This is a genomic window from Microbacterium sp. NPDC055521 (assembly GCF_053619695.1).
In genome coordinates this window covers 1-13999 of sequence record NZ_JBSHJX010000014.1, presented here as the reverse complement: position 1 = coordinate 13999, position 13999 = coordinate 1, and the positions used below count along the sequence as shown (strand labels likewise).

At 69.7% G+C, this 13999-nt stretch carries 9 protein-coding genes; 5 read left to right on the top strand and 4 right to left on the bottom strand.

Annotated features, from left to right (window positions below; translation table 11 throughout):
- The first annotated feature begins 20 nt into the window (after nucleotides 1–20).
- Nucleotides 21–1844, top strand: a complete 1824-nt coding sequence (locus ACWGSM_RS12285; RefSeq protein WP_452323206.1) for a DEAD/DEAH box helicase — start codon at nucleotides 21–23, stop codon at nucleotides 1842–1844.
- Between the two features lie 139 nt (nucleotides 1845–1983).
- Here ACWGSM_RS12285 and ACWGSM_RS12280 read toward each other — a convergent pair whose 3' ends face one another.
- Nucleotides 1984–2445 (bottom strand): GNAT family N-acetyltransferase, encoded by a 462-nt coding sequence (locus ACWGSM_RS12280; RefSeq protein WP_452323205.1) that lies wholly within the window; start codon nucleotides 2443–2445, stop codon nucleotides 1984–1986.
- 18 nt (nucleotides 2446–2463) lie between these two features.
- Here ACWGSM_RS12280 and ACWGSM_RS12275 point away from each other — a divergent pair, with 18 nt between their 5' ends.
- Nucleotides 2464–2739, top strand: a complete 276-nt coding sequence (locus ACWGSM_RS12275) for an acylphosphatase (RefSeq protein WP_452323204.1) — start codon at nucleotides 2464–2466, stop codon at nucleotides 2737–2739.
- Between the two features lie 13 nt (nucleotides 2740–2752).
- On the opposite strand, the gene ligA is transcribed toward ACWGSM_RS12275, so the two are convergent.
- The 3 genes from ligA to ACWGSM_RS12260 all read right to left on the bottom strand — a co-directional run bounded on the left by ligA (nucleotide 2753) and on the right by ACWGSM_RS12260 (nucleotide 7434).
- Entirely contained in the window at nucleotides 2753–5071 is a 2319-nt protein-coding gene (gene ligA / locus ACWGSM_RS12270) for an NAD-dependent DNA ligase LigA (protein ID WP_452323203.1), read from the bottom strand.
- 72 nt (nucleotides 5072–5143) lie between these two features.
- Complete coding sequence (gene mnmA, locus ACWGSM_RS12265; protein WP_452323202.1) at nucleotides 5144–6241, bottom strand: tRNA 2-thiouridine(34) synthase MnmA; 1098 nt, start codon at nucleotides 6239–6241, stop codon at nucleotides 5144–5146.
- A gap of 38 nt (nucleotides 6242–6279) precedes the next feature.
- On the bottom strand, nucleotides 6280–7434 hold the full coding sequence (locus tag ACWGSM_RS12260; RefSeq protein WP_452323201.1) for a cysteine desulfurase family protein: 1155 nt from the start codon (nucleotides 7432–7434) through the stop codon (nucleotides 6280–6282).
- 137 nt (nucleotides 7435–7571) lie between these two features.
- Between ACWGSM_RS12260 and glgX the strand changes: the two genes are divergently transcribed.
- Genes glgX through glgB form a run of 3 tightly spaced genes read left to right on the top strand, consistent with a single transcriptional unit; the run spans nucleotide 7572 to nucleotide 13961 of the window.
- Nucleotides 7572–9641, top strand: a complete 2070-nt coding sequence (gene glgX, locus ACWGSM_RS12255; protein WP_452323200.1) for a glycogen debranching protein GlgX — start codon at nucleotides 7572–7574, stop codon at nucleotides 9639–9641.
- Between the two features lie 31 nt (nucleotides 9642–9672).
- Entirely contained in the window at nucleotides 9673–11757 is a 2085-nt protein-coding gene (locus ACWGSM_RS12250; protein ID WP_452323199.1) for a maltotransferase domain-containing protein, read from the top strand.
- Nucleotides 11754–13961 (top strand): 1,4-alpha-glucan branching protein GlgB, encoded by a 2208-nt coding sequence (gene glgB / locus ACWGSM_RS12245; RefSeq protein ID WP_452323198.1) that lies wholly within the window; start codon nucleotides 11754–11756, stop codon nucleotides 13959–13961. Before ACWGSM_RS12250 ends, glgB begins: the two co-directional genes overlap by 4 nt.
- Nucleotides 13962–13999 lie beyond the last annotated feature (38 nt).

The following is a 13999-nucleotide window of genomic DNA, read 5'->3' as shown; positions in this document are numbered from 1 at the left end:
GCACCCACTATCGTTGACAGGTGACTGCCGACGACATCGCCCCTGCCCCTGACGCGCCCGAGACCCCCGACGAGGCCGCGACGTCCCCCGGATTCGAGGAGCTGGGCATCACCGGCTCGCTGCTCAGGGCGATCAAGGATCTCGGCTACGAGACGCCCTCGCCCATCCAGGCGGCGACGATCCCCCTGCTGCTGCAGGGGCGCGACGTGCTGGGAACGGCGCAGACCGGCACCGGCAAGACCGCGGCTTTCGCGCTGCCCGTGCTCGAGAACCTCGACCTCGGTCAGAAGACGCCGCAGGTGCTCGTGCTCGCCCCCACCCGCGAACTCGCGCTGCAGGTGTGCGAGGCGTTCGAGGCGTACTCGGCCCGCATGAAGGACGTGCGCGTGCTTCCCGTGTACGGCGGGCAGGCGTACGGCGTGCAGCTGTCTGCGCTGCGCCGCGGCGTGCACATCGTCGTCGGCACGCCGGGCCGCATCATGGACCACCAGGCGAAGGGCACGCTCGACCTCTCGGAGCTGAAGTACCTCGTGCTGGATGAGGCCGACGAGATGCTGAAGATGGGCTTCGCCGAGGATGTCGAGCAGATCCTCGCACAGACCCCCGAGGACAAGCAGGTCGCGCTGTTCTCGGCGACGATGCCCGCGACGATCCGCCGCCTCGCTCAGCAGTATCTGAACGAGCCCGAAGAGGTCGCCATCAAGGGCAAGACGACCACCAACCAGAACATCACCCAGCGCTACCTCGTCGTCTCGTACGCGCAGAAGGTGGATGCCCTCACCCGCATCCTCGAGATCGAGAACTTCGACGGGATGATCGTCTTCGTCCGCACCAAGAACGAGACCGAGACCCTCGCCGAGAAGCTCCGCGCCCGCGGCTACTCCGCGGCCGCGATCAACGGTGACGTGCCGCAGGTCCAGCGCGAGCGCAGCGTGAATCAGCTCAAGGACGGCAAGCTCGACATCCTCGTCGCCACCGACGTCGCCGCCCGCGGCCTGGACGTCGAGCGCATCAGCCACGTGGTGAACTTCGACATCCCCACCGACACCGAGTCGTACGTGCACCGGATCGGGCGCACGGGCCGTGCAGGCCGAACCGGTGATGCGATCAGCTTCATCACGCCGCGCGAGCGCTACCTGCTGAAGCACATCGAGAAGGCGACCCGCCAGCAGCCGACGCAGATGCAGCTGCCGACCACGGAGGACGTCAACTCGACGCGCCTCGCGCGCTTCGATGACGCGATCACCGCAGCCCTCGGAGAGACCCGCCGCATCGAGGCGTTCCGCGACATCATCGCCCACTACGTGCGCAACAACGATGTGCCCGAGGCGGACGTCGCCGCGGCGCTGGCCGTGGTCGCCCAGGGTGAGACGCCGCTGCTGCTCGACCCCGAGAACGACGAGCTGTCGCGGTCGGTGGAGCGTGACAGTCGTCCGCCGCGCGAGCGTCAGGACCGGTCGTCCGACCGCAGCGACCGCGGACCGCGCGAGCGCCGCGGGCGCGGCGACTACGCGCCGTACCGCATCGAGGTCGGCCGTCGCCACCGCGTCGAGCCGCGACAGATCGTGGGCGCGCTCGCGAACGAGGGCGGCCTGGGACGCGACGACTTCGGCGCGATCGCGATCAAGCCGGACTTCTCGATCGTCGAGCTGCCGGTGAACATGGATCCGGCGGTGCTCGACAAGCTGCGCGACACCCGGATCTCGGGCCGGCTCATCGAGATCCGCCCCGACCGCGGCGTGCCGAGCCGCCGCACGCCGCGCGATCGGGACGACCGCGGCGGGTACGACCGCGGGTACCAGCGCGACGACCGCCCCGCGCGCAAGCCCCGGCACAAGGGCTGAGGCCGCACTCGACGTCGGAAACATCAGACGCCCACGGCGTGTCGCGTGCCGACCGGCCGCGACACGCCGTCAGGCGGGCGGATGATCTGAGATTCCCGACGTCACATCGTGTCGGATGCCGATGACCCGAGTGCGCGCGTCAGCCGAGGTGCCGCGAGAAGTGGTGGGCGTCGATGTTCATCCGCTCTCGCAGGTAGAACCGGTGCGCGTCGAAGCGCTGCACGCCGGAGTCGAGGTCAAGCCGCCGGCATCCCGCGGCGACGGCGCGTTCGCGCAGCTCGTCGAGCAGCATCCGACCGTACCCGCGGGAGCGCTCTGACGCCGCGGTCGAGAGGTCGTCGACGTACAGCTTGCGGATCGCGCTCGTGTTGGCGATGATCCGCCACCCAGCGACGGCCACGCACCGCTTCCCCACGAGCACCGCGGTGAACGTGAGGCCCTGCGGTGCACCCTCACTCAGCACCTGCTCCAGCAGTTCCACGGTCAGGTGCGGGCGCAGCTCCTGCAGAACCGGCAGTGCCACCGCCCAGCGCGGGTCGCCGAATGCCAGGTCGACGAGGGCGAGCTGTTCGGTCGATGCTTCTGCGGTGTCAACGGCCATGCTGTCTAGGCTATGCGCATGAGATCGGTGCGGGTGATCGTCAGCGGTCGCGTCCAGGGCGTCGGCTATCGCTGGTTCGCCCGTGAGACGGCGATGACCTGCGGGATCGTCGGCTGGGTGCGCAATCGACGCGACGGCACCGTCGAGGCCGAGCTGCACGGCGAAGGCGAGGTTGTTGACGACGTCATCTCGGCGCTGCGGCAGGGTCCGCGCTCAGCCCGAGTGGATGCGCTGCAGATCACCGACATCGGGTTCGACCGCCAGGACGGGTTCGAGATCCGCCCGATGGCGTGACGGCTCCCGCTCATCAGGCGTCAAGCGCCGCCGGTCCTTGCGTGACGAGCACGTGGAACTGGGCGGCATCGAGGACGCGGATGCCGAGCTCCTCGGCCTTCGCGAGCTTCGAGCCCGCACCTGGACCGGCCGCGACGAAGTCGGTCTTCTTCGAGACGCTGGATGCCGCCTTGCCGCCGGCCTTGATGATCGCCTCCTGTGCACCATCGCGCGTGTAGCCGTCGAGCGATCCGGTGGCCACGACCGTGAGCCCGTCGAGCACTCCCCCCTCGGCGACCGCTGCGCCCGGCCCGGGGTGCCCCGGCGTCGCCCACTGCACGCCCGCCGCCGTCCACTGATCGATGATTTCGATGTGCCAGTCGACCTCGAACCACTCCAGCAGCGAGTCGGCGATGATCCCACCGACTCCTTCGACGGCGGCGAGATCTTCCCGGGACGCGGCGCGAATGGCATCCAGCGATCCGAACCACTGCGCGAGCGCGCGCGCGGCGACCGGACCGACGTGCCGGATGTTCAATGAGACCAGCAGTCGCCACAGCTCCTTCGTCTTGGCCTTCTCGAGCTCGGCGAGCAGCTTGACGGCGGCCGACGACGGCTGGGGCCCTTCGATGCCCTGCTTCTTCTCGGCCGCCGTCGCGTTGCGGCGGAACGGCGACCGGGTCTTGACGATGCCGTCGTCGTCCTCCTTCGGCAGACCCGTCTCGGAGTCGCGCACCACCACCTCGATCGGCACGATCTGCGCGAGCTCCAGCGAGAACAGGCCCGCCTCCGTGTCCAGCGGCGGCACGGCGGGATGGCTCGGCTGCGTCAGCGCCGCCGCCGTCACCTCGCCCAGCGCCTCGACGTCCAGCGCCCCGCGCGAGCCGATGTGCTCCACGCGCCCGCGCACCTGGGCCGGGCAGGATCGCGCGTTCGGGCACCGCAGATCGATGTCGCCCTCCTTCATCGGGCGAAGCGGCGTGCCGCACTCCGGGCATCCGGTCGGCATGACGAACTCGCGCTCGCTGCCGTCGCGCTTCTCGACGACAGGGCCGAGCACCTCGGGGATCACGTCGCCGGCTTTTCGGAGCACGACGGTGTCGCCGATCAGCACACCCTTGGCCTTGACGACGTCCTTGTTGTGCAGGGTCGCCTGACGCACCACGGAACCCGCCACATGTGCGGGCGCCATGACCGCGAACGGCGTCGCACGGCCGGTGCGGCCGACCGAGACGACGATGTCGAGCAGCGTGGTCTGCACCTCTTCGGGCGGGTACTTGTAGGCGATCGCCCAGCGCGGCGCGCGACTGGTCATGCCGAGCTCATCGTGCAGGGCGAGCTCGTCGACCTTGACCACGATGCCGTCGAGCTCGTGCTCGATGTCGTGGCGGTGCTCGCCGAAGTGGGCGATGAAGTCGGCGACCTCGTCGATCGAATGGCACACCTTCGTGTGCGGGCTCGTCGGCAGGCCCCAGCTCGCCACCAGGTCGTACACGTCGCTCTGCGCGGCGACCGGAGGATCCTGCCAGGCGCCGATGCCGTGCACGTACAGCGAGAGCGAGTCGATGCGCAGCAGACCCGCTTCGAGCTCGAGGCCGGTCTTCTTGTCGATCTGCTGCCGCAGTCCCCCGCTGGCGGCGTTGCGTGGATTCGCGAAGGCAGGGAAACGTCGAGCGGCGGCGGTGCGGGCCTTCTCTTCGTCGAACGGACGCTTCGCGCCGCCTCGTGCCTCCCACCGCTCGAGCCCATCGGCGTACGCGCGGTCCCGGAACGCAGCCTGCGCCGCGTTGAGCCGCTCGAACGCGGCGACCGGGATGAACACCTCGCCGCGCACCTCGACGATCTCAGGATGCCCCTCGCCACTGAGGCGCTCGGGGATGTCGGCGAGGCGCAGCGCGTTCTCGGTGACGATCTCGCCCACCCGGCCGTCGCCGCGCGTCGCCGCGGACGAGAGCACGCCGTTCTCGTAACGCAGGTTGATGGCCAGCCCGTCGATCTTCAGCTCGGTGAGCCAGGCCACGTCGCGTCCGGCAGCTGCCACGGTCTTGACCTGCCAGTCACGCAGCTCGTCGAGCGAGAACACGTTGTCGAGGCTGAGCATCCGCTCTGCGTGCTCGATCGTCGCAAGGCCCGTGGCCTCGGCCGCGCCCACCATCTGGGTGGGCGAGTCCTGCCCCTGCAGCTCGGGATGCAGGCGCTCGAGCTCTTCGAGTCGCCGCATCCAGCCGTCGTACGTCGCGTCGTCGACGAGCGATGTGTCGCGTCCGTAATACGCGTCCTTCGCCTCGAGGATGCGAGTCGTGAGCTCTTCGGCTTCGGCGCGGGCGTCGGTCAGCGAGATGTTCTCAGGCACCACGCAAGTCTACGAGCGAGCACCGACAAGACGCGGGTGCTGCCGCCCGAAGTACGCTCCGCCTTAGGGAGCTCAGGCGTCGACCGGCACGGCCGAGACGGTCGTGTCGATCGTGAACTGCCCGAGCACCCGCGTGCCGACGTAGATGACCGCGCTCTGGCCGGGCGCGACTCCGTCGAGCGGCACCTCGGGCACGACGCGCACGCCGTCATCGGTCACCTGCGCTCGAGCCGGCACCGGGTCGGCGTGCGCGCGGATCTGCACCTCGCATGCGAAGTCCGACACTGCAGGCGCGGCGCCGGCCCACGAGAAGCGCTGCCCCGCGATCTCGGCGATCGCCAGCGCTTCCTTCGGTCCGACGACCACGGTGTTCGACACCGGTCGCACCTCGAGCACGAAGCGCGGCTTGCCGTCCGGGGCCGGGGTGCCCAGGCGCAGGCCCCGGCGCTGTCCGACGGTGAACGCGTGGGCACCGTCGTGACTGCCCACGACCTCGCCGCTGCGGTCGAGGATGTCGCCGGTCGCCGTGCCGACCTTCTCCGCGAGCCAGCCGCGCGTGTCGCCGTCGGGGATGAAGCAGATGTCGTGGCTGTCCGGCTTCTGCGCGACGGTGATGCCGCGCGCCGCGGCCTCGGCCCGCACGAGCGCCTTCGACGGCGTGTCGCCGAGCGGGAAGTAGGTGTGCGCCAGCTGCTCGGCGTTCAGCACGCCGAGCACGTACGACTGGTCCTTGGCGGAGTCCGACGCGCGGTGCAGCTCGAGCCCGCCGGCGCCGTCGACGAGGGTCGCGTAGTGACCGGTGCAGACCGCATCGAAGCCCAGTTCGATCGCCCGCTCCAGGAGAGCTGCGAACTTGATCTTCTCGTTGCAGCGCAGGCACGGGTTGGGGGTGCGGCCCGCCTTGTACTCCGAGATGAAGTCGTCGATGACGTCGTCGCGGAAACGCTCCGAGAAGTCCCACACGTAGAACGGGATGCCGAGCAGATCGGCCACGCGCCGGGCGTCCAGTGCGTCCTCGACGGTGCAGCAACCGCGGCTGCCGGTGCGCAGGGTGCCGCCCGCCCGCGACAGCGCGAGGTGCACTCCCACCACCTCGTGCCCGGCGTCGACGGCGCGCGCCGCGGCCACCGCCGAATCGACACCGCCGCTCATCGCCGCCAGAACTCGCATGGACTCCAGTCTACGAGCGCTCGCCTGGACGGGTCCCGTCAGTGTGAGGCGCGCGCCACGGCATCCGGGATCGCGGCGAGCACCGCCGCGACGTCCGCCGGGGTCGAGGTCGCCCCGAGCGTGAACCGCAGCACGCTCCGGGCGTCCTGCTCGCTGCGCCCCATCGCCAGCACGACGTGCGAAGGCTCGGCGACGCCGGCCTGACATGCCGACCCGGTGGATGCCGAGATGCCCGCCATGTCGAGCAGGAACAGCAGGCTCTCGCCGACCGTCCCCGGAAACAGCAGATGCGCATTGCCGGGCAGGCGATCGACCGGATCTCCGAGCAGCCTCGCAGAGGGGACGGCGTCGAGGACCCCGGCGACGAGCCGGTCGCGCAGCGCGGCGAGCCGGTCGCTCTCCCGCACACGTTCGGCTTCGGTCGCCTCCAGCGCGGCAGCCAGGGCCGCCGCTCCGGGCACGTCCTGCGTGCCGGCGCGCAGACCGCGCTGCTGCGACCCGCCGTGCAGCAGCGGTGCGATCCGCGCGCTGCGGGCCGCGACCAGCATGCCGGTTCCCACCGGGGCGCCGATCTTGTGCCCGGCGAGGCTCAGCGCCACAAGCCCCGCACCCGCGGGCGCGTCGCCCCTCAGCTCGCGGAACACCACGGGCAGGTGGCCGAAGGCCGACACCGCGTCGAAGTGCAGCGGGATGCCCGCGGCCGCCGCCGAACGGCTCAGCGCGGCCGCGTCGTTGACCGTGCCGACCTCGTTGTTCGCGATGAGCGCGGTCGCGAGAGCCGCGCCGTCGAGGGCAGCGGTGAAGGCCGACACGGCGATGCGGCCGAGTTCGTCGACCTGAACAGACCGCACCAGGGCGCCCTCGCGCTCGAGGGCGGCGACGGTGTCGATGGTGGCGTGATGCTCGGCATCCGGAAGCACGATCGCCCGCGCTGCGCCGGCGCGGGCCGTCCACATGCCGCGCAGCGCGGTGTTGATCGACTCGGTGCCGCCCGACGTGAACACGACCTCTATCGGGTCGCAGCCGACGACGGCCGCAGCCCGCTCGCGGGAGTCCTCGAGCAGGCGGCGAGCAGCCTGGCCCGCGCCGTGCGTCGACGACGCGTTGCCCACGATCTCGGATGCCGTCAGCCAGGCGTCGCGGGCGGCGGCGCGCAGCGGGGTCGTCGCCGCGTGGTCGAGGTAGTGCCGCATCACCCCATCCTCCCACTGCCCCGGCGGCCGGGGTGGGCACCGACCCCGCGGGTGGCACCCTCGTCGCGAGACCGAGGGCCACCCGACGCGGGACGGAGATTCATCAACGGAGGGTCTCCCCGCTTAGTCTGGACTCCATGCCCGCTCAGCCCGCACCGCCACTAGGCGGCGACGCTCTCGACCATCTCGGCGTGCGCCTGCACGACGGCGGCGGAACGCTGCGTGTCTGGTCCGGCAACGCATCGTCCGTCGAGGTCGTGGTCTTCGACGAGCACGACCTCGACTGGGAGACCGCCACGCTGCCGCTCGAGCGGCAGACGGCCGGGATCTGGGAGGTGACCACCGACCTGCTGCGGCCGGGCACGCGCTACGCGCTGCGCGTGGACGGCCCCCACGGTCCGGGCAACGTGTTCAACTCCGAGACCCTGCTGCTCGACCCGTACGCCCGCGGCCTCGCACGGGGCGGCGGATACCAGGAGTGGCGCTCGGTGGTCATCGCCGACGGCTTCGACTGGGGTGATGTGCGAAAGCCCGCCGTGCCGATGGACGAGACCGTCATCTACGAGGGCCACATCAAGGGCCTCACCAAACGCCACCCCGGCGTGCCCGCCGCGCTGCACGGCACGTACGCCGGCCTCGCCCACCCCGCGATGATCGAGTACCTGACAGAGCTGGGCGTCACGAGCATCCAGCTGCTGCCGGTGCACGCGTTCGTCCCCGAGCCGCGACTGCTCGAGCGCGGGCTGACCAACTACTGGGGCTACAACACCCTCAACTTCTTCACCCCGCACACCGCCTACGCCACCCAAGCCGCCCGCCGCGGTGGCCCCGAGGCCGTGATCGACGAGTTCAAGGGCATGGTCAAACTGCTGCACCAGGCGGGCCTCGAGGTCATCCTCGATGTCGTCTACAACCACACCAGCGAGGAGGGCCTCGGCGGGCCGCGATCCAGCTTCCGCGGCATCGACAACGCGCTCTACTACCGTCAGCTCGACGACGGCGCCTACGTCGACACCACCGGCTGCGGCAACACGCTCAACACATCGGCAGACGCGCCCGCACGCCTCGTGCTCGACTCGCTGCGCTACTGGGCCACCGAGATGCAGATCGACGGCTTCCGCTTCGACCTCGCCACATCCCTGGCCCGTGACGGCGGCCATGAATACGACCGCGAGCACCCGCTGCTCCAGGCCATCGCCGAGGATCCCGCACTGCAGGATGTGAAGCTCATCGCCGAACCGTGGGATGTCGGACTCGGCGGCTGGCAGACGGGCAATTTCCCCGCTCGCTGGAGTGAATGGAACGACCGCTACCGCGACCGGGTCCGCAACTTCTGGCTCAGCGACATCGACTACGCCCGACGGGCCTCGGCTCCCGTCGGCGTCGGCGGATTCGCGAATCGCCTGGCCGGCTCCGCCAACACCTACTCGCCCGAGCGCGGACCTCTCGCGAGCATCAACTTCATCACCGCCCACGACGGCTTCACGCTGCACGACCTGGTCAGCTACGACGTCAAGCACAACGAGGCCAACGGCGAGCAGAACCGCGACGGCGCCGACGTGAACCGGTCGTTCAACCACGGGGTCGAGGGCGAATCCGACCATCCTGCGATCCTCGCCGCACGACGCCGCGCCATGCGCAATCTGATGGGCACCCTGCTGCTCTCGGCCGGCATCCCGATGATCACCGCGGGCGACGAGTTCGGCCGCACGCAGAAGGGCAACAACAACGCCTACTGCCACGACTCCCCGCTCACCTGGCTCAACTGGACCCACGAGCCGTGGCAGCAGGAGCTGCGGGCGCACGTCTCGCTGCTCACGCGTCTGCGTGCCGAGAACCGCGCGCTGCGCCCCGCGCGTTACGCGGTGCTCGGCGAGCACGTGCCCGAGGCGTCGGAGATGGAGTGGTTCGACCAGAACGGCGAGACCATGGCAGCCGAGCAGTGGAACGACCCCCGTCACCGCACCCTGCAGTACGTCGCGACGAGCGACCCTCGCGACGGCGAGAGCAACCGCATCCTGCTGATCGTGCACGGCACCGAGGCTCCGATCGACGTCCGCCTTCCCGACGGGCTCGATGACGTGACCTCGTTCACGTCGCTGTGGTCCAGCGCCGACGAGGCGCCGCGCGGCGAGCAGCGTCGATACGCGCCCGGCGAGGTCCTGCCGATCGCGGGCACCTCGATGCAGCTCTTCCGGGTCGAGTGACGCGCACCAGCGGGCACGGTACATTCAAAGTGTGGCAGCACCGACAGCACGTGACTCTGCGGGTCTGAGAAGCCCCGCCCAGATCCCTCTGCGCCCTGCCGCCGAGACGGGCCACCTCCCCGGTCTCAGGGCCGGGCGGATCCCGATCTTCTCGCCGACGCCGCACGTGCCCCAGGGGTATCCCGCGAAGGCCTTCGTCGGAGAGGCGGTGCCGTTCGACGTCGTGGCCTTCCGCGAGGGGCACGATCTCATCGGAGTGCATCTGCGTCTGTCGTCCCCTGACGGGCGCGAGACGCTGCACCGGCTCAGCCCGCTCGGCGACGGCACCGACCGCTGGCGCACGACCGTCGCGATCGACCTCGCGGGCGACTGGCGCTACCGGTTCGAGGCGTTCTCGGATGACTTCGGCACCTGGGCGCACGCCGCCGAGGTCAAGGCGCTCGCGGGGGTGGACATCGCGGTGATGTGCGCGCTGGGCGTGCAGCTGCTCGCCGCGGCAACCGATGAGACCGACCGGCCCGCGGCCGAGACCCGCATCCTGAAAGCCGCGGCCACGACGCTGCGGAAAGCGCAGAAGACGACGGATGCCGACGCGCTTCACGCCGTCGCCGTCGACATCGTCCTGGGCGAGGCCTTCGCCGCCCGCCCCCTCGCCTCGCTCGGGTCCGTCACCGAGTGGCTCCCGCTGCGTGTCGAAAGACACCGGGCGGGCGTCGGCGCCTGGTACGAGTTCTTCCCCCGCTCCGAGGGCGCAGTGCGCCGCAAGGACGGCACGGTGAAGAGCGGAACGTTCCGCACTGCCGCGCAGCGGCTCCCCGGCGTGGCGGGCATGGGCTTCGATGTGATCTATCTCGTGCCGATCCACCCGATCGGGGAGACGAACCGCAAGGGCCGCAACAACACCCTGACCACCGAGCCGGGCGATCCGGGGTCGCCGTACGCGATCGGATCCGCCGACGGCGGGCACGATGCGATCCACCCCGACCTCGGCACCGAGAAGGATCTGCGCGCCTTCATCCGCGCCGCGGCGAAGGAGGGCCTCGAGGTCGCTCTCGATCTCGCCCTGCAGGCGTCTCCCGATCACCCCTGGGTGACCGAGCATCCGGAATGGTTCACGACCCTCCCCGACGGCACGATCGCCTACGCCGAGAACCCGCCGAAGAAATATCAGGACATCTATCCGATCAACTTCGACAACGACCCGGCCGGCAGCTACGCCGAGATGCTGCGTGTCGTCATGCACTGGGTGTCGCTCGGCGTGAAGATCTTCCGGGTCGACAATCCGCACACCAAACCGCTGCAGTTCTGGGAGTGGCTGATCGCCGAGGTCAACGCCCAGGATCCCGACGTGATCTTCCTCGCCGAGGCGTTCACCCGACCGGCCGTCATGCGCGCGTTGGCGGCCGTGGGCTTCCAGCAGAGCTACTCGTACTTCACCTGGCGCAACACCAAGGCAGAGCTCGAGGAGTTCCTCACCTCTGTGTCGCAGGAGACGAGCGACTACATGCGCCCGAACCTGTTCGTGAACACACATGACATCCTCACCGAGTACCTGCAGTACGGCGGACGGGCGGCTTACCGCATCCGGGCCTGCATCGCCGCGACCGCGGCTCCGATCTGGGGCGTGTACGCGGGATACGAGCTGATCGAGAACGTGGCGAGGCCCGGCTCCGAGGAGAACATCGACAACGAGAAGTACGAATACAAGTTCCGGGACTGGGACGGCGCCGAGCAGCGTGGCGAGTCCCTCGCTCCGCTGCTGCGGCGCCTGAACGAGATCCGTCGGGAGCATCCGTCGCTCGGTCAGCTGCGCAACTTCTCGGCGCACTGGAGCGACGACGACGCCGTGCTGGTGTACTCCAAGCATCTGGATGCCGCATTCACCGGCACCGGACGCGCCGACACCATCATCGTCGTGGCGAATGTCGACCCGCACTCCATGCGCGAGACGACGGTGCACCTCGACACTACGATCTGGGGCATCGACCCCGGTGATGCGTTCGAGGTCGAGGATCTGCTCACCGGAGCCGTCTGGACCTGGACCGACCACAACTATGTGCGACTCGACGGGTTCGCCGAGCCGGTGCACATCCTGAAGGTGAAGGAGCGATCATGAGCTATCTCGAGGACGTCTCTGCGTCGGCGGAGTGGATCGCGGTGTCGCAGTCCACCCATCACGACCCCCACGCTGTGCTCGGCGCGCATCCGCGCACCGACTCCGTGGGCCGCACCACCACCGCGATCCGCGTACGTCGGCCGTTCGCCGAAGCGGTGCAGGCGGTCTTCGACGACGGGTCGCGGCTGGACCTCGCGCACGTCGCACACGGGATCTGGGAGGGCGATCACAGCGGACCGCCGGTGCCGTACCGCATCGCGACCACCTACGAGGACGGCGAGGAGACGATCGCCGGAGACCCGTACCGTCATCTCAGCGCGGTCGGCGAGCTCGACATCCACCTCATCGCCGAGGGCCGCCACGAGCGTCTCTGGGAGGTACTCGGCTCGCACCTGCGTGCTCTCGACGGAGAGCAGGGGGTCGACTTCGCGGTGTGGGCGCCGAACGCCAGGTCGCTGCGCGTGGTCGGCGACTTCAACGGATGGAACGGTGAAGGCCACGCCATGCGCTCCATGGGCGGCAGCGGAGTGTGGGAGCTGTTCATCCCCGATGTCGCGGCGGGCGCGCGCTACAAGTACGAGATCCTCGGCGCAGACGGGCACTGGCGGCTGAAGGCCGACCCGATGGCGCAGCAGGCCGAGCTGCCGCCGGCGACCGCCTCCGTCGTCACGCTGAGCGCCCACCGCTGGAACGACGACGCGTGGCTGCGCCGTCGCGCCGCGGCCCACGCGGTCTCGCAGCCGATGTCGGTGTACGAGGTGCACCTCGGTTCGTGGCGCGGCGGTCTGACGTATCGCGACGCGGCCGACCCGCTGATCGAGCACGTGCTGGCCACGGGGTTCACGCACGTCGAGTTCATGCCTCTCGCCGAGCATCCGTTCGGCGGATCGTGGGGGTACCAGGTGAGCGGCTACTACGCCGCGACGAGCCGCTTCGGCACACCGGATGATCTGAGGTACCTGATCGACCGGCTGCACCAGTCCGGCATCGGCGTGATCATGGACTGGGTTCCCGGTCACTTCCCGAAGGACGAGTTCGCGCTCGCGCGCTTCGACGGCACCCCGCTGTACGAGCACTCCGATCCGCGACGCGGCGAGCATCAGGACTGGGGCACGCTGGTCTTCGACTATGGTCGCAGCGAAGTGCGCAACTTCCTCGTGGCGAACGCCCTGTTCTGGCTCAGCGAGTTCCACATCGACGGTCTGCGCGTCGACGCGGTCGCCTCGATGCTCTACCTCGACTACTCGCGCAAGGCGGGCGAGTGGGAGCCGAACGTCCACGGCGGACGCGAGAACCTCGAGGCGATCCGCTTCCTGCAGGAGGTCAACGCCACGGCCTACCGCGAGCACAAGGGCATCGTGATGATCGCCGAGGAGTCCACGGCGTTCCCCGGTGTGACGGCTCCCACCGACCATGCCGGACTCGGCTTCGGGTTCAAGTGGAACATGGGCTGGATGAACGACTCGCTCGAGTACATGAAGCGCGATCCGCTGCACCGATCGCACCACGAGGGTGAGATGACGTTCTCGTTCGCCTACGCGTTCGGCGAGAACTACATGCTGCCGATCAGCCATGACGAGGTCGTGCACGGCAAGGGCAGTCTGGTCTCGCGGATGCCGGGCGACCACGCGCACAAGCTCGCGAACCTGCGCGCGTACCTCGGGTTCATGTGGGGGCACCCCGGCAAGAAGCTGCTGTTCATGGGCCAGGAGTTCGGTCAGATCGGTGAGTGGTCGGTCGACCGCGAGCTGGACTGGTGGCTGCTCGATCAGCCGTCTCATGCCCAGCTTCAGCAGCTGGTCAGCTCTCTGAACGCCGTCTACCGTGCACAGGCGCCGCTGTGGGAGCGCGACAACGACGGCTCGTCGTTCTCGCGTCTGGGTGCGCCCAGCTGGGATCCCAGCGTGATCGCGTTCGAGCGCCGAGATGCCCGCGGGGGCCGTCTCGTGGTCATCTCCAACTTCGCGGGTGTGACGCGCACGGGCTATCGTCTCGCCCTTCCCATCGAGGGATCGTGGCAGGAGATCTTGAACACGGATGCCGCGGCCTTCGGCGGCGACGACGCGGGCAACCTCGGCATGATCAGCGCGCACCGCGAGAACGACGGCGACCCCGCGATCGCGACCGTCACGCTTCCGGCGCTGTCGACGCTGTGGTTCCGGTATCAGCCCGACCCGCACCTGCCGACGCCGAGCCACTGGTGAACGACCGGCGCCCGGCCCCCTCCCCTGCCCCCGACCTG